Raw genomic sequence first — 14,995 nt, 5'->3', positions numbered from 1 at the left:
AGCCCAGCCCATGATCAACCGAGCCGACCACGCCACGAGGGATCGCTCTGGGCCGTATCTAACGCCAGCTTCGCCATCCCTCGAAGAGGTGCTCGTTCTCCCGCCAGAGTTGCGGTTTGAGTAGCTGGTTCGAGTCGATGGCGGGATTGGTTCGTTCCAGCTTGGAATGTTCTGCTACCCAATCGCGGTACTCGGGCACGCTTTGTGGCTGTTCCGGGTCGTGTGTTCCCATATGGGCCGTGTTGAGATAGCTCTGGAACGTCCCACAGACCATACACGGCAGCGTTCCCTCGTTCGGCTCCTTGTCTTTACCCATGCCTCTGAACCCTGGTATCACTACGTGATAACGCTATCCCAGGCGCTCGTGGGCCTCGACGGCCTCGACGGCGACTGGCGCGGGATTGAACTCCACGCATTAAAAAACGAGCAGGCGGTGATCGAAAGCGAGTACGCCCGAGAAGCGGCGACCGGGTCGGACGGGGAGTCAGCCGAGACGTCCGATCGCAAACGAAGATACTGGAACATCTATCGACCCGGGGCAACTGGGAACCGAGTGGTCAATCAGGTCAACAGTCGAAGGCGGTTATTTGTCGCCGGCTTACCCCGTCTGTGGAGTAGATCACTCGTTTCCGGACCGACAGCAGCGTACAGTCAATACTGTTCATCGTCAGGTCGAATCACAGTCTCACCAACCGCAACGTGATCTGGGCTCTGCCCTGCTTTCGGCTGTCAATCGGCCTTGTGAACTCAGGTATGAACGATGGGCTGGCCCCGATCAACATCAAAAATCTCAACAAACAAAACAGTATGTGAAAGAGACAATCCGGCGAGATGGAGCCGAATACTGAGCTTCATCAGCAGTTTCGGTGTCACTTCTCGTTCCACAAAGCCTGATTCGATCTCGTCTAAACAGCCGTTACTTCGGGCGTTTTCTCGCATAAGCACCCGAAAAACGCAGCGCCTCACTCTTCGTCCTTGTTCGAACACTGTCGTGTGGTGGTTCGAGAGAGCGTTGCTCTCTCGTCACCACGAAAGCCGCGGCACGCCTTTCGGACGACACAGCCATCGGTCCACCTGTCCGATGCATCGACGGGGAGAATCGTCTCACGAGAACACGTTGTGTGACTGGAGGTCGACAGGTATCCCACCTGCAGCACGGGAAGCCGCGCCGTCGTCGGGCGTCACCCGACTGCCTGCGGGATCCGCGATCCCGCTCCGCTTACCGCGAGGAGGATGTCACTCGGGGCCGACGTCCCACGTATCGCGGTCACTCTCGTTCGCAGTCGTCTGACCGCCGTCGTGGCCATCGAAATCATCGAGCGTACCACTACGCCGTTGGACGACCCCGCAGAGCGTTCCCTCGTCCTCGACGCGCCAGCGAAGCTCGCCCCCGTCGTCGATGCCGAGCTCCCGGCGAATGCGGGCGGGGATATTCGCCTGATTTCTCGAAACCTCGCTCTCGGAGTCCGCGCTCTCATCACTCACAGACGGGAGCATGAGGTCACCATCGGTAACTCGTAGTGTGCGTAGACACTACTTCAACGCCCCGAGGGCGGCGGCGTCGATCCCACCGTTTTTACTCGTCGACCGCGGAGCTTCGGGCGATGGGTAGCATCCGAATCGTCCGCGGAACCGCGAGCGAGCCGACCGCGATGGCCGCCTACGACGCCGCACTCGCGGCCGCGGGCGTCCACAACTACAACCTCGTCTCCGTTTCCTCGGTGATCCCGGCGAACGCGACCGTCGAGGTCGTCGGGACGGCCCCCGAACTCGGCCCTGCGGGCGAGCGCCTGACCGTCGTCGAGGGACGGGCGACTGTCGCCCCCGGCCGATCCGACCCCGCGGTCGCGTGTCTCGGGTGGGACAGAGTCCCCGGGGGACCGGGCATCTTTTATGAAGCCTCCGGGACCGATCCCGAGGTGGTCCCCGACCGGGTCGACCGGGGCCTCGATGCCGGCCGAGCGCTTCGCGAGTGGGACTTCGGCGAGCCGGGCCGACTTTCGGCCGTCGCTGATCCCGACCCCGAGCGGTACGCGACCGCCGTCGTCCTCGCCGTGTACGGAGAGAGCGCCCCGCTCGTGTAGCGAGACCGGCGGGCCGACCGGACTGCGCCGGACGACACCGTCCGTCACGGCGGCCGACGGGTTTTTATCGGCGTGTCCTGTATATGGGGCCGTTCAATGCACGGAAACACGCCGTACGCAGGCGCGCCGGCCGCCGACGCGGAGGCGACCCCGGAGCACCGCCGGACCCTCCGTCGGGACCTTGTCAGAGTCGCCTCCTCGACTCGGGAGTTGCTCTCCGATGAGTTCGTCGTCGGCGGAGAGATAGCCGACGACGACAGTGGGCTGCGGGCGACCGTTGCTGTCCAACCACCGGCCGGGTCGGTCGTCTCCGCGGGGATCGACGCCGACGTCGACGGGGACGCAGACGTCGAGTCACTCGCCCGGGAACTCGCAGCCGGAGCCGTCTTCGAGGCCAAACACGCTGCCCGCGACATCGACGCCGCCGCGAGCTAGCGCCGCCGCTCCGAACGCGCGGACGTCGCGGAACGGTTTTGTATCCGCCGGGAAAACCCGATAGCGTGAGCATCGCCGAGGAGCGCGTCGACCAGCTCGCCGATCTGGCTCGTGAGGCCGCCCGCTCGGGGGAGTCGGACCTCGCTAAACGGTACGTCCGGCGGGCTCGCCGGGTCGCCGAGCGGAACCGCATCGACCTCCCAGAGCGGCTCAAGCGCTTCAGTTGCACCCGCTGTGACGCGTATTTCGTTCCCGGTCGCACCGCACGCGTCCGGACTAAAAGCGGCCACGTGGTCGTGACCTGTGCCTGCGGGGAACACGCACGGTATCCCTACGACCCGGAACGGGAAGGGTAAACGCCCACGGCCCCCCGTCGATGTATCAGCTTTTTATGAACAGCCGCCAAAGCGGGGGGCATGCCGAACGAGAACGCTGCGGATATTCACGACCTCGACGTGACCGTCTGGGTCGGGAAGTCGGGAATCGACCCGGTCGTCGACGAGCTGGCCGATCAGTTGGACGACGGACCTGTCAAAGCGAAGTTCCTCCGGGCTGCCCGCGGCGGAACGACGACCGAAGCGCTGGCCGAAACGTTGGCCGATCGGACGGGGGCCGACCTCCTCGACGTTCGCGGCCACACCGCGGTGTTCGATCGATGACGCCGGTGGTGCCGCTGCAGAACGGCGCCAGCGGGTGGCTCGGACGCGTATTGGAATCCCTCGGGCTGCCGGCTGGCGTCGCCGGATCAGTCGGCGACGCCGCCCTCGGCGGCGTACTCTTCGCCGTCGCGTTCGCTGTCGCCTACTTCCTCGGCAGGCGCGTCGTATTGCCGCTTCTCGATCGGCTCCTCGATGCCCGCAACCTCGGTCGGCACGCCAAGACGCCGATCCAGAAGGTGGTGTGGATCCTCTATTTGTTTCTCGCGGTCACAGTCGCGTTCGGGATCGCGGGCTACAACGGCTTTCTCCGGTCGCTTGCGACCATCGCCGCCGCCGCGACGCTGGCGATCGGCTTCGCGATGCAGGACGTCCTCAAGAACTTCGTCTCCGGGGTATTCATTTTCACGGAGAAACCGTTCAAGATCGGCGACTGGATCGAGTGGGACGGCAACTCGGGCGTCGTCGAGGACATCAGCCTCCGGATTACCCGCCTCCGGACGTTCGACAACGAACTCCTGACCGTGCCGAACTCCCAGCTCACCGACAGCGTCGTCAAGAACCCCGTCGACGCGGACAAACTCCGGTTGAAGTTCGTCTTCGGCATCGGCTACGACGACGACATCGAGACCGCCACAGATATTATGCTCGAGGAGGCCCACGCCCACGACGGCATCATGGACGACCCCGAGCCGTCGGTCCGGCTGACGGAGCTCGGCGACTCGTCTGTCGGCCTCCAATCGCGGATCTGGATCCGGAACCCCTCGCGGGCCGACTTCGTGAAGATCCGCGGCGAGTACGTCACGCGGGTCAAGGCCCGCTTCGACGAGGCCGGCATCGACATCCCCTACCCCCACCGGACGCTCACCGGCGGCCTCGAGGTCGCAGATGCCCCCGTCGCCGGCGAGTAACCGGCGGCCGCAGGACGGTCAGTCCGGTTTCAGTCCAGTCCGGTTCCGAGCCGGTGTGAGTCGGCTTTAGTTTCGGCTTCGGTTCTGGGTCCGTCATGAGACATTGTCTCGTCGACCGCTGCCAGCGGTGGGCGTCTGAGGTGTACAGCGTGCATTCGACACGGCAGCTCACGCGGCACTCCTGAACGTCGTGTACGAATCATCGGGGCAAATACCACGGTTGGCAGCGTATTTGGGTCGTGATTTTCAACGACGGCGCCAAGCCGCAACGAACTCGTCCTCTCGGCCGTCGACACGCGCAACCGTTTTGTGAGCCCGGCGAGCGGCCTCTCGGCAGAGGCGTGGGTCGACGCCGAGCGCGACCGGGCCAAACGCGCCGCCGAGAACACGGTGGCTGTGTCGTGCGACGACCTGCGAGCCGAGACGGCTACGACCGAGGGTGCCCCCAAGACGGCGACTCTCGACCACGTCGAGAACGAGGCGGCCGAGAGGTCCCCCACCAGTGCGCGATGAGGGCGCAAGCCGTGCCAGCACGGCTCCCGGCCGGGCTAGCGGGCTTCATTCACGAGATGTAGAAGTCCGACTTCGGTGGTTTGTATGGAGAAGAGTCTCTGATCGCTGCTATTTTTGATGGGGTCTTGTTCCGGATAATGACGACATCGTAGGCGTCCTCAGTAGCGACGTTGCTACCCACGCTGCTGATACCTGTGACCATGTGACCGGCGTTTTCGCTCCCGATGAACACCATAGACGCACCCGTCTCGTTCGCAAAGTCACGTACTGCGGACGCGATAGTTCCCAGCGGGGCGTATCTGTCGACGGCGAGGTGACGAAAGTCGGCCGACGGAGCCAGGGCCATCACCTGCTTGTGGAGCCGTTCCACGACGGAGTCCGTCTCGAACGGCTCCTCGGGCCGGAGCCATCCGCGATCTCTGGCATACTCCGTGTTTTCGTTTGGAACAACAACGACAGCGACGACCGATTCCTCCTCGAGCACATCGCTAAATTCTCGCGCTCGAACGAGCGCTGTTTCGGCGAGCTTCGACCCGTCGAACGGGACGACGAACGTCATATTCGAACGTCTTGCTCCGGCCGTTTATTGCTACCGGGTGGTGTATGAAACCCTTCTCCCCCGCGGATCGCGGGGGGGCTACCGGGGCTCTCGGATCGACGTCGTCGGACAGAGCGCGGTCGAAAGCGGCCGCTCTGCCGGGCATTTTTATATACCGCCGCGATAGCCGTGGTATGTTCGACCGGATTCTGTTCCCGACCGACGGGAGCGAGGGCGCGGATGCGGTGTTCGACCGCGTGTTGGACGTCGCCGAGACGCACGCTGCGACCGTCCACGTTCTCAACGTAGCCGACACTGCCCACGACAGCGTCACGCGGATCCAGGGTGAGATCGTCGACGTCCTCGAGCGCGAGGGTGAAACGGTCGTCGAGGCGGCGGCACAACGCGCCACGGGGCGGGGGATCCCGGCCGTCACGGACGTCGTCCAGGGCGGCGTGGCCGCCACCGTCGACGCCTACACAGAGGAGTACGGGATCGACCTAATCGCCATGCCGACGCGGGGACGAACCGGACTCGAGCGCCTGTTGCTCGGGAGCACGACCGATCGCGTCCTCCGGCGCTCGAGCGTGCCGGTACTCACCCTCGATCCGGCCGACGACTCGGTCACGTATCCCGCCAGGGGCGTGCTCGTGCCGACCGACGGGAGCGCGGGTGCGGAGGCGGCCCTCGAGCTCTCGGTCGAACTCGCGGCGGGGACGGGAGCGACGTTGCACGTGCTCTGTGTCGCCGACGAGTCGGATCCAGCAGTCGGGTCGCCGACCGACGCCGGCGACAGGCCGGCGAGCGAACTCGTCGACGCCGCGACGTCCGTCGCCGAGGACGCCGGCGTCGGATCCGTGGTCGGGGCCACAGAGACCGCTTCGTCGATCCGCCGGGCGATCGAATCGTACGTCGGGACACACGACATCGATCTCGTCGTGATGGGTGCGCGCGGGCGCCGCGGGTTGGAGCGGCGACTCCTCGGGAGCGTCACCGAACGGACTGTTCGTTCGGCTTCGGTTCCGGTGGTGACTGTCCCGGAGAGCCACAGGACGAAATGAAAGGACGACGGACGGCGGTGAAAATAAACGCCCCGGAATCCGACGATTGAAGTGTAATGTGTGAGAACGTTTACCACGATGAGCGAACACGCCACACTCGTCGAAGAGGCGATGACGGAAACATTGGAGATCATCCAGCCGGAGGAGACGGTGTCGACGGCGGCGACCGAGATGCGAAGACGGGGGCTGGGCGCGCTGTTGGTGACGACGGCTCCACCTGCGATCGTGACGAAAAGCGACATCCTCGACGCCGCCGCCGACGGCCGTGATCCGACCACCGCCACCGTCGAGGTGGTGATGACACAACCCGCCGAGGCCGTCCCGCCGGACTGTCCGCTGAACGAGGCCGCCGCGATGATGACGACGTTCGACACGGATCACATCCCCGTCGCAGACGACGATTTCCTCGGGATGGTTTCGATGGCGGATATCACCGCCCGGGAGTCGTGAGGCCGTCGGACGGGCGCCCGCCAGTGGCCGGACAACCCGAGTACGATAGCGGACTCAACCGCTCCGCTCGGGATCCCGCGCTCGGTGTTCGCTTATCAACTGGTCGATTTCGGCGGCCTTCCGCTCGCGTCGCCGCTCGGCCGCCCGATCGTTCCAGTCCTCGATCACGGCCTCGACCTCGCTTTCGCGGGCGACAGCGAGTTCGTCGACTTCCTGGATCGCAACCTCCGAGGCCGAACCGACCGGAACCTCGTGCTCGAAGAGGACCTCGTCGGCCTGTTCGGAGAGGCCACCATCCCGGAGTACGACGCGTGGATCGTACGCTGCCAGCCGTTCGGCGGTTTCGCGTCCGGCGCCGCTTGCGTCACGGAGGTAGACGACGTCGTCGGGGGCGACGCCGTACGCTTCGTCCGCGCGCCGGATCGCGTCCTTGGTGAACTGCTCGATCGGTTTGACCGGGACGAGACCGCGTTTTCGTTCCGCCACGTCGGCGAAGTTCGAGTGGTCGAGCTTCCACAGCTCCTTGAGCCGTTCGAGTTTGTCCTCCAGTCGTTCGTTCGCCGATTCGGCCTCGGAGAGCTCCCGCTTGAGCCGTTCGGTCTCCCGTTCGAGCCGGGTTACCTCGCGGCGTTCTCTGGCGTCCCGGCGCTCCTCGCGGCGGGCCTCGGAGAGCTCTGACTCCAACTCCTCGATCCGCTCGTCCTTCTGTGAGACCGTCGCTTCGAGTTCCTCGACGTGTGTTTCGAGGCGCTGGACGCGGTCCTTGAGCCGTTTGATCTCCTTTTCGTCGTCGGTGAGCTCCCGGGGGTCGTGGGTCGACTCCTCGGGTTCGTCCCCGTCCTCGTCACGCATCCCCTCGAGGGCAGACTCGACGCTTTCGTCGCCGGAGACGACCGCGGCGATGACCTCCCCGCGGTCGAACTGTGGGGGGACCTTCTCGGCAATCCGCTCGAATTGGTCTGCGTGATCGTCGTAGGCAAACAGTGCCGCCGCCATCGCGTCACGCTCGTGATCGTTATTGTAGTGCTCCTCCCGCGTCCGGTGGAGCTTCCGGTCGACCGAGAGGTCGCTGTCGGGGATCCAGTCGGCGGCGTCGAAGCTCCGCCTGATCTTTTCTACGGTCTCGGGCATCGGCTCGACGTCGGCGGCGACGACGATCGGCCGGCCGTGTTCGATGATCCACTCGATCACGTCGGCCGTATCGACCGTTCGACTCGACCACACGTCGAGAACGTCCCCGTCGAGATCGGTCACGGCGACGGCGGTGGTCGTGCCGGGATCAATCCCCACGACGACGTGGTCGCGACGCTTCGCCAGCGGTCGGTACTCGATCCCGTCGCGACGCTCGCGCTCGATCTCGATCCGGGTGTCCCCGGCGCGGTGCTCGGAGACGGGGAGCTCGGCGGGCGTCGCCTCGACCTCGAAACGGGCCTGCGAATAGCCGCCGTACTTCTCTGTCACGTCCCGTTCGTACTCGAGGGCCGCCGCGTCGAGTTCCGACTCGACCTCGCGTGCGGCCTTTTTAACGGAGCCGTGAATCCGGCGGGTGAAGCGGTCCTCGCTCCAGCCGCCGCTCCCCGTCGAGCGCCCCCGCGAAACCTTGATTTCGGTCGTGTTGGTGAACGCCGAGACCTCGTAGCCGACGTTTCTGGCCGCGAGCCGGGCCGCCGCCTCGGCCTCTTCCATCGGCTGTTTGCCGTAGGGAACGCCGTGGCGGGCGGCGACCCGCGAGAGCGGCTCCGGCCGCTCGTCGCCCGTCACCTGGACGAGTTTCGTCTCGGAGGGCAACCCCCGGAGGAATCGGATCAACCCCGCTTTGTCCTCGGCGAGTTCGTAGGTGTTGTCCGTCGCTACGATGGCCGGCTCCTCACTCCCGATCCGGCGGTGGAGCTTCCGCAGCGAGACGACGTCGCGCTCTATCGTCTCCCCGTCGTAGGTGACGACGGCGTAGGACGGGGCGTCGCCCCGAACGTCGCCGCTTTGGATGTCGACGCCGAGGATCCGGTTGTTCAGGGCGCTCGTTCGCGTGCTCACGGACGATACTAGGCTCCCGTCGGTGATAAATCCCGTGACGGGAGGGGTTCTCGGTGCACCTCTCGGCGGACGAAACGGCCGAATCCCGGTGCTACCGCTCGTTGCTGTTTGTAGCGATGCGGTGGGACTGGGATTCGAACCCAGGAGGCTTGCGCCATCTGCTTTCAAGGCAGACGCAATGGGCCGCTCTGCCATCCCACCGATAGTTGTTCTTCCGCATCGACCCACGTCAGGTGATTTCGACGCCTTTCGGGCGGCTGTCACGCCCCGGACGAACGCCGTCGCGGGAGCGCCGAACCACACTCGAGACACCGAGGTCACACCCGTCTGAGTCTACGACCGTATCTGCGCCCGGCACGTATGAAAATGTCGTCTTGTCCCGCGAACCCCGCACGAAAATATCTCTTGTCCCGCGATACTACCCGCCCGGACGCGGTCGGCAACCGACGGACGTTCTCCGCGTTATAGTAACTATCGCAAGTGATTACACATCGATCGCACTGCCGTCGTGCGATCGAGTGTGCAGTGTCTTCCGATCGCTACTATACCGTGGGGGCAAAGACCGAACCCCCGTGTTCTCTGAAACGGAGCCGACAACTCACCGGAGAGGCCCCGAACGGCCGTGGGGCAATAAAGCGGGTGACTCCTTCGACGGCCACCGGAGGGAGTCGACCGCGCTATCGCGACGAGAGCTTACAAATAATGATATTTACCCACATACGCAATAGTTCGGTAATATTATAAACCCCTGGTGAAAACAACGTTATTGGGGCGCACGCAGACGCCTGTGCTCCCACCCCCCTATCCCCCACCCCAACCGTTTTCGCGGTCCTCCGGGCTCCGAGCCACGACGCCGGTCCGTCCACGGAGTCCGCTGTGTCCGCAGTCCCGCCGAGAAGCGATCGTCAGTCCAACGCCCCCGAATATGATGTCTCGCGGCCGCGCGCGTCTCACTCCTCGAGCGTGAGACCGTCCCCATCAGCGAGCACGGTGAGATCGCAGCTCCCAACCCACTCGGCTAGATGTGGCGGGACGAGCGCATCGGCTTTTCGTCTCGTCCGGACGTCGACGATCAGGTTCGCGAGGTCGGCTTTGCGCCGCAGGTACGGCTTGGACTCGAGGAAGCCGACCTCGAGGCCCACATCGAGTGCGCGATCCGTCAGCGTCTCCAGAGCCGGCGGCGCATAGCACGCCCCGAAATCGATCGGCTCGGCGAACGCCGCGTAGGTGACGTGCCCGCCCGGTGCCGGGCCGAGGACGACGGGCGTGCTCCGGAGTTTCATCGCCGCGCTGTCGATGTCGGTTCGCGCCAACAGCGCCGCCTCGGGGCGGGCGATGCCGACCGATCCGACGCCCTCGGTCTCGAGGAGATGCGTCGCCGTGTTGCCGGCCCGGCCGGCGAACGTCTCGCCGACCTGGACCTCGAAGCGGGCCTCCTCGGGGTCGATCACCCCTTCGAGGACCGATCTGAGCCGGACCTCGGAGTCGACGTCGAGGCCGAGCGCCTCCGCGGGGCGGTAGTTCACGAGGAGTTCGCCGCCGCTTCGGTCGGCCGCGAGGGCGGTGTCCTTGAGCAACGCGGCGTACAGCGAAGCCGCCGCCGCCGCCGACAGCGGCGAGTCGGCCACCAACTCGGGGAGTGCAGTGTCTGGATGCGGCGGGTCGGCGAGAACGGCGATGGTGGTCATAGCGGGCGTTCGTCGTCAGGCCATATCGGCCCTCCGGAACCGGGCACCGAAGACCGCGACGAACAGCCGCACTCCGGCGATGGTTTTTATACGTGTTCGTCTCTAGGTGACGTATGAATCGGACACGACTCCTCTCGGCCGCCCTCGTCGTGCTCGTCGTCGTCTGGACGGCGGGATCGGCCTCCGAGTTGTTCCTGACGACGCTGTCGGTCGGGCCGGACGTCGCGCCCGCCGCCGTGACTCTTCTCGCGCTCGTCGCGCTCGTCCTGGCGGCGATCGCCCTCGGGGCCCGGGGACGACGTTGGCTCGACAACCCCGAGACCTACTGGTGACCGATCCGATACAGGGCGTCGCGATCAACGTGGGCGCGAACACGAACGAGACGGGATTTCGGGGACCGAGGGGCGCTTCGAGTGCGTCCCGATCCCTGAATCCGGGCCGACCCGCTCCGACGCCGACGTGCCGACCTACGGCGGGCTGGACCTCCCGACCGACGCCTCCCGGATCGCCGACACGTCGGTGCATCTCGACCCGACGTTTGCTGGCGTCCACGGCAGTGCCGCCTACACCTGCGGCGACCCGCAGACGTAGGTCGCGGGCTCGCCGTCCCCGACGCCGGGCAGCGCGACGCCGGGGGCGGTCTCTCGCTCCCGCATCACACGTCTGTTATAGTAGCGACCGGAAGACACCGCACACTCGATCGCACGACGGCAGTGCGATCGATGTGTAATCACTTGCGATGGCTGCTACAGGGTGGCGTCGGGCTTCGCCCTGGCGGCTTCGGCCGCTCCGACCGGGGCGGCCGAGCGCCCCGTCACCCGAGTGCGGCCTCGAGTCGGTCGACGTACGACTCGTTGCCGACAAAAAGCGGCGTGCGCTCGTGGAGTCGATCGGGCGTCAACGACAGCAGCGACTGCTCGCCGTTCGAGGAGGCGCCCCCGGCTGTCTCGACGATGTGTGCGATCGGATGCCCCTCGAAACACAACCGGAGTTTGCCCTCGGGACGCTCCCGGAGGCCGGGATAGCCGAAGATCCCGCCGTAGGTCAACACCTGGTTTACGTCCCCGATCATCGCGCCGCCGTAGCGGAGTTTCAGCTCCGATTCGACCTCGGAGACGTACGCCGAAAAGTTAGCGCGCCACCGGGGAACGCGCCCCCCGAACCCGTAGACGGTCGGCTCCTCGGGGAGCGTCAGGTCCGGGTCGACGACCCGCCGGGTCCCCTCGTCGATCACGGACTTGGTGACCGTTCCCTCGCGGGCGAGGGCCATCGTGGTGATCGGGCCGTAGAGGACGAATCCGCTGGCGACGAGCGCCGACCCGCCGGCCGGCAGCGGTTCGTCGTAGACGCCGAACAGCGTCCCCATCGTGTTGTTCGATTTGAGGTTCGAGGAGCCGTCGAGAGGATCGACCGCCACGTAGTGTCGGTCCCCATCTGCGGCCCCCCCAGCGGCGTCGGGGGCGACGACCGAGTCGCGCTCCTCGCTCGCGTATCCCGCGATCGAGTCGATTCCGAGGAGCCGCTCCTCGAGGAGCCTGTCGGCGTAGACGTCGGCCTCGAGTTGGCGATCGCCCGAGGGGTTCGCGCCGTCGTCGTAGGCGCGACGGCCGGCAAGCCCCGAACGGATCTCCGGGGCGGTCGAGGCGATCGCGTCGACGACGGCGTCGATGGCGTCGGGAGCGTCCGCCATCTACTCGACTGCGGCGAGCGCCTCGTCGACGGTCGCCTCCTCGAAGATGACCGCCTCGAGCGCGTCGAGGATGCGCTCGGGGTTCTCGCGTTGCCAGACGTTCCGGCCGACGGCCAGGCCGTTGCCCCCTGCGTCGATCGTCTCTTTGACGCTCCGGAGGAAGGCTCGATCGCTGCGCTTGGAGCCGCCGGACATGACGACTTTCGTCTTGCCGGCCATTCGGACTGCGTCTTCCATCGCCGAGTGGCTGCCGGGGTGTTTGACCTTGGCGACGTCTGCGCCCAACTCGAGGGCGAGCCGTGCGGCGTAGGAGATCGTCGAGGGCTTGGTATCGTTCTTGAGGCCCTGCCCGCGCGGGTACGACCACATCACGACGGGGAGGTCGTGCTCGCGGGCGGCCTCCTGGGCATCGCGGAACTCCTCTGCCATCTCGATCTCGTTGTTCGAGCCGCCATAGATCGTAAAACCGACCGACGAGGCGCCGAGTTCGGCGGCGTACTCGACGGAGCAGTTGACCGACGAGTCGGGTTCGCCCATCCAGAGGTTCGAGGTCCCGTTGAGCTTGGCCAGGAGGGAGACGCTCTCCTCGTAGCTGGGATAGTACGCCTCCGCGAGACCCTTCTGGACGGCGACCGACGTGACCGCGGGGTGGGTGGCAGCCTCGAAGATGCGCCGTGGGTCGGCGCTTTCGGGAACTCCCTCGAAGTCGACGGGACCGTGTTCGAGGCCGTGGTCGTAGGCCAAAATGAGTACTTTCCCGTCCCGACACAGGGGCGTGTCGTCGATCGGAATCATATACCTCCGTCTCGGGTGAGGCGCACAAAGAAGATTCTGATCCGTCGGTCCCGGCTTCCGCGCCGGAACAGCCGCGAAGCCGCGGCGCTCAAGCGTCGTTCATCCGGAGCGATCGCTCGGCCCCACAACACCGGCAGGTCGCGACGCGGTAGGGCTCCCGCGAGAACTCGGCGTTCTTCGCCCGACGGCTCTCGGTTCGGAGGTGAATCGAGACGTCGTGGAGCGTCTCGCGGCCGCACGTCTCACAGCGCTCGGTCATTCCGCCGTCGTCGTCGAGTCGCGTCGACATGATCACCCGTCGGTAGCCCCGAACATCCCCTAAAACGCCGCGTCGGTTGGAGACCGTTCAGCCGTCGGACGGCTCCCGCCTGCAACCGGCTCTATAGCATCGAAACCGTTCACAGGCGATTCTGCGCCAGTACGATCGTTCGGAGCCGCGCTGAACGGCCGACAGAGTTATATACTAAAAGCGGGCGAACAGCGTTATGCCGGCGCCGTCCGAAGGAGGCGCATGGAGCGAATGTTCGCCCCCTGGCGCATCGAGTGGGTCGAACGCGACGGCTCGGAGGCCGGCGTCGACGGGTGTCCGTTCTGCGTCCTCCCCGACCGGGACGACGCCCGCGAGGCGCGCGTCGCCGCCGAGTCCGAACACGCGTTCGTCCTCCTGAACAACTACCCGTACAACCCGGGCCACGTTATGGTGATCCCGCGGCCTCACACCGGCGACTACACCGACCTCGACGCGGCCGTGCTCTCGGATCACGCCCGGCTCAAACAGCGGACGATGACGGCGCTCGAGGCGGCGTTCGCCCCCGACGGCCTCAACGTCGGGCTCAACCTCGGCGACGCCTCCGGCGGCTCCGTCGACGACCACCTCCACACCCACGTCGTCCCGCGGTGGGACGGCGACACGAACTTCATGCCGGTTTGCTCGGACACGAAGGTCATCGTCCAGGCCCTGGAGGAGAGCTACGACCGACTCCGGGAGGCCTTCGCCGAACAGCCGGGGACGCGGACGGCCGACGACGGCGCGGTACTGGTCGGCGAGTGATCGACAGACCGGCGCCGCCCGTGAGCAACGGCGCTTCGTCGTCTGCACCGACGACGGCTGTCGTCCCCCGCAAACGACGACAGTTCGCCACCGTCGAAGGACTCGCTTCGATCCGTCTAATCCGATGGTTTATCTGACCGGTTCGGGTACGTCACGCCGTGAGCGACACCGCCGTCGCCGAAGCGGGACTCGACGCCGACGCCGCGAGGCGCGGCTTCACCCGCGCGAGCGTCGTCAACGTCCTCGGGAACGCGATCAAGATCGTCGTCGAGGCCGCCGTCGGTCTCGCGTTCGGTTCGGTGGCGCTTTTGGCCGACGCCGCCCACTCTGTCGCCGACCTGGTCGCGAGCGTCGTCGTGTTGGTGTGGGGCCGGAGCGTCTACGACGACCCCGATACGAACCACCCACACGGCCACCAGCGCGTCGAACCGCTCGCCGCGCTGTTCGTCGGCACCGTCGTCGTGCTCTTGGGGCTCAACCTCCTCTATGACTCCGCACAGGGTCTCATCGAGGGGCCGTCGGTCCGGTTCGACCTCCTGCTCGTCGGCGCGTTGGCGTTCTCGATGGCCGATATGTACCTGTTGTACTGGTACACCGTCCACGTCAACGCGACGGTCGAGTCCTCGGCGCTCTCGGCGCTGGCAGTCGACTGTCGCAACGACATCTACACGTCGGTCGCCGCCCTGGTCGGCGTCGCCGGCGTCTTCTTCGGGTATCCGGCTCTCGACGCCGCCGCCGGCGGCCTCGTGAGCCTTCTCGTCGTCTACCAAGGCGTCGAGATCGGCCGCGAGAACGTCTCATATCTCATCGGCGCGGCTCCGAGCGACGAGCAGCGCCGGGCGGTCGCCGACGCTCTCCGGTCGCACCCGGCGGTCTCGGGCGTCCACGACCTCGTCGTCTTCTACGACGGCACTGACCTCGAGGTCGAAGCCCACGTCGAGGTCGACGGCGAGTTGACGCTCGTCGAGGCCCACGACATCGAGACCGAACTCGTCGCGGCGCTGCGGTCGCTGGAGGACGTCGGTGACGTCCACCTGCATCTCGACCCCGAGGGCATCGGCGAGTGGAAAGACGCCGCCGAGCGGTAGC

Annotated in this window: 20 protein-coding genes, 1 tRNA gene and 1 pseudogene; 12 read left to right on the top strand and 10 right to left on the bottom strand. The window is 66.1% G+C overall.

All coding sequences use genetic code 11. The features are described 5' to 3' along the window. Positions 1 to 58: 58 nt before the first annotated feature. The 3 genes and pseudogenes from NMLP_RS09080 to NMLP_RS09075 all read right to left on the bottom strand — a co-directional run bounded on the left by NMLP_RS09080 (position 59) and on the right by NMLP_RS09075 (position 1,485). Positions 59 to 316, bottom strand: a complete 258-nt coding sequence (locus tag NMLP_RS09080; RefSeq protein ID WP_015409820.1) for a hypothetical protein — start codon at positions 314 to 316, stop codon at positions 59 to 61. Between the two features lie 260 nt (positions 317 to 576). Then, positions 577 to 939 (bottom strand): annotated as a pseudogene (locus NMLP_RS15895) (IS6 family transposase); the annotation flags it as partial. 297 nt (positions 940 to 1,236) lie between these two features. After that, positions 1,237 to 1,485: an AbrB/MazE/SpoVT family DNA-binding domain-containing protein gene (locus NMLP_RS09075; RefSeq protein WP_015409819.1), complete on the bottom strand. Its 249-nt coding sequence runs from the start codon at positions 1,483 to 1,485 to the stop codon at positions 1,237 to 1,239. Positions 1,486 to 1,604: 119 nt separating this feature from the next. Here NMLP_RS09075 and NMLP_RS09070 point away from each other — a divergent pair, with 119 nt between their 5' ends. The 6 genes from NMLP_RS09070 (at position 1,605) to NMLP_RS09045 (ending at position 4,599) form a co-directional block, all read left to right on the top strand. Then, positions 1,605 to 2,084, top strand: coding sequence for a pyruvoyl-dependent arginine decarboxylase (locus NMLP_RS09070; RefSeq protein WP_015409818.1), 480 nt, complete (start codon positions 1,605 to 1,607; stop codon positions 2,082 to 2,084). A gap of 96 nt (positions 2,085 to 2,180) precedes the next feature. Then, positions 2,181 to 2,519 carry a DUF5811 family protein gene (locus NMLP_RS09065; RefSeq protein WP_015409817.1) on the top strand — a complete coding sequence of 113 codons (339 nt, stop codon included), beginning with the start codon at positions 2,181 to 2,183 and terminating at the stop codon, positions 2,517 to 2,519. A 65-nt stretch (positions 2,520 to 2,584) separates the two neighbouring features. After that, a complete protein-coding gene (locus NMLP_RS09060) occupies positions 2,585 to 2,875 on the top strand; it encodes a ribonuclease P protein component 4 (RefSeq protein ID WP_015409816.1) in 291 nt (96 codons plus the stop codon). A gap of 60 nt (positions 2,876 to 2,935) precedes the next feature. Further along, positions 2,936 to 3,178 (top strand): YhbY family RNA-binding protein, encoded by a 243-nt coding sequence (locus tag NMLP_RS09055; RefSeq protein ID WP_015409815.1) that lies wholly within the window; start codon positions 2,936 to 2,938, stop codon positions 3,176 to 3,178. Further along, a complete protein-coding gene (locus NMLP_RS09050; RefSeq protein WP_015409814.1) occupies positions 3,175 to 4,086 on the top strand; it encodes a mechanosensitive ion channel family protein in 912 nt (303 codons plus the stop codon). Before NMLP_RS09055 ends, NMLP_RS09050 begins: the two co-directional genes overlap by 4 nt. Before the next feature lie 309 nt (positions 4,087 to 4,395). After that, entirely contained in the window at positions 4,396 to 4,599 is a 204-nt protein-coding gene (locus tag NMLP_RS09045; protein WP_049926370.1) for a hypothetical protein, read from the top strand. A 49-nt stretch (positions 4,600 to 4,648) separates the two neighbouring features. Here NMLP_RS09045 and NMLP_RS09040 read toward each other — a convergent pair whose 3' ends face one another. After that, positions 4,649 to 5,158 carry a universal stress protein gene (locus tag NMLP_RS09040; protein WP_015409813.1) on the bottom strand — a complete coding sequence of 170 codons (510 nt, stop codon included), beginning with the start codon at positions 5,156 to 5,158 and terminating at the stop codon, positions 4,649 to 4,651. Positions 5,159 to 5,331: 173 nt separating this feature from the next. On the opposite strand from NMLP_RS09040, the gene NMLP_RS09035 reads away from it, so the two are divergent. Both NMLP_RS09035 and NMLP_RS09030 read left to right on the top strand, forming a co-directional pair. Then, positions 5,332 to 6,198, top strand: coding sequence for a universal stress protein (locus tag NMLP_RS09035; protein ID WP_015409812.1), 867 nt, complete (start codon positions 5,332 to 5,334; stop codon positions 6,196 to 6,198). 78 nt (positions 6,199 to 6,276) lie between these two features. After that, positions 6,277 to 6,648: a CBS domain-containing protein gene (locus NMLP_RS09030; protein ID WP_015409811.1), complete on the top strand. Its 372-nt coding sequence runs from the start codon at positions 6,277 to 6,279 to the stop codon at positions 6,646 to 6,648. A 54-nt stretch (positions 6,649 to 6,702) separates the two neighbouring features. On the opposite strand, the gene NMLP_RS09025 is transcribed toward NMLP_RS09030, so the two are convergent. From NMLP_RS09025 to NMLP_RS09015, 3 genes are all read right to left on the bottom strand, one after another. Beyond that, entirely contained in the window at positions 6,703 to 8,682 is a 1,980-nt protein-coding gene (locus tag NMLP_RS09025) for a DUF460 domain-containing protein (RefSeq protein WP_015409810.1), read from the bottom strand. Positions 8,683 to 8,801: 119 nt separating this feature from the next. Continuing rightward, a tRNA-Ser gene (locus NMLP_RS09020) sits at positions 8,802 to 8,883 on the bottom strand. Between the two features lie 749 nt (positions 8,884 to 9,632). After that, on the bottom strand, positions 9,633 to 10,370 hold the full coding sequence (locus tag NMLP_RS09015; protein WP_015409809.1) for a hypothetical protein: 738 nt from the start codon (positions 10,368 to 10,370) through the stop codon (positions 9,633 to 9,635). Between the two features lie 113 nt (positions 10,371 to 10,483). Here NMLP_RS09015 and NMLP_RS09010 point away from each other — a divergent pair, with 113 nt between their 5' ends. Continuing rightward, on the top strand, positions 10,484 to 10,702 hold the full coding sequence (locus NMLP_RS09010) for a hypothetical protein (RefSeq protein WP_015409808.1): 219 nt from the start codon (positions 10,484 to 10,486) through the stop codon (positions 10,700 to 10,702). Positions 10,703 to 10,757: 55 nt separating this feature from the next. Beyond that, on the top strand, positions 10,758 to 10,961 hold the full coding sequence (locus tag NMLP_RS15450; protein WP_394296876.1) for an Nmad3 family putative nucleotide modification protein: 204 nt from the start codon (positions 10,758 to 10,760) through the stop codon (positions 10,959 to 10,961). Between the two features lie 223 nt (positions 10,962 to 11,184). On the opposite strand, the gene NMLP_RS09005 is transcribed toward NMLP_RS15450, so the two are convergent. The 3 genes from NMLP_RS09005 to NMLP_RS08995 form a co-directional block, all read right to left on the bottom strand. After that, positions 11,185 to 12,060 carry a class 1 fructose-bisphosphatase gene (locus NMLP_RS09005; protein ID WP_015409807.1) on the bottom strand — a complete coding sequence of 292 codons (876 nt, stop codon included), beginning with the start codon at positions 12,058 to 12,060 and terminating at the stop codon, positions 11,185 to 11,187. After that, positions 12,061 to 12,855 (bottom strand): class I fructose-bisphosphate aldolase, encoded by a 795-nt coding sequence (locus tag NMLP_RS09000; protein WP_015409806.1) that lies wholly within the window; start codon positions 12,853 to 12,855, stop codon positions 12,061 to 12,063. 88 nt (positions 12,856 to 12,943) lie between these two features. After that, complete coding sequence (locus NMLP_RS08995; RefSeq protein ID WP_015409805.1) at positions 12,944 to 13,144, bottom strand: DUF7835 family putative zinc beta-ribbon protein; 201 nt, start codon at positions 13,142 to 13,144, stop codon at positions 12,944 to 12,946. A gap of 222 nt (positions 13,145 to 13,366) precedes the next feature. Between NMLP_RS08995 and NMLP_RS08990 the strand changes: the two genes are divergently transcribed. Then, complete coding sequence (locus NMLP_RS08990; RefSeq protein WP_015409804.1) at positions 13,367 to 13,906, top strand: HIT family protein; 540 nt, start codon at positions 13,367 to 13,369, stop codon at positions 13,904 to 13,906. Between the two features lie 158 nt (positions 13,907 to 14,064). After that, positions 14,065 to 14,994, top strand: coding sequence for a cation diffusion facilitator family transporter (locus tag NMLP_RS08985; protein ID WP_015409803.1), 930 nt, complete (start codon positions 14,065 to 14,067; stop codon positions 14,992 to 14,994). The last annotated feature ends 1 nt before the right edge of the window (position 14,995 follow it).

This window comes from Natronomonas moolapensis 8.8.11 (assembly GCF_000591055.1).
Lineage (GTDB): Archaea > Halobacteriota > Halobacteria > Halobacteriales > Haloarculaceae > Natronomonas > Natronomonas moolapensis.
Note: the sequence above shows the minus strand (reverse complement) of the source record. Positions and strands in the feature narration are given on the sequence as shown.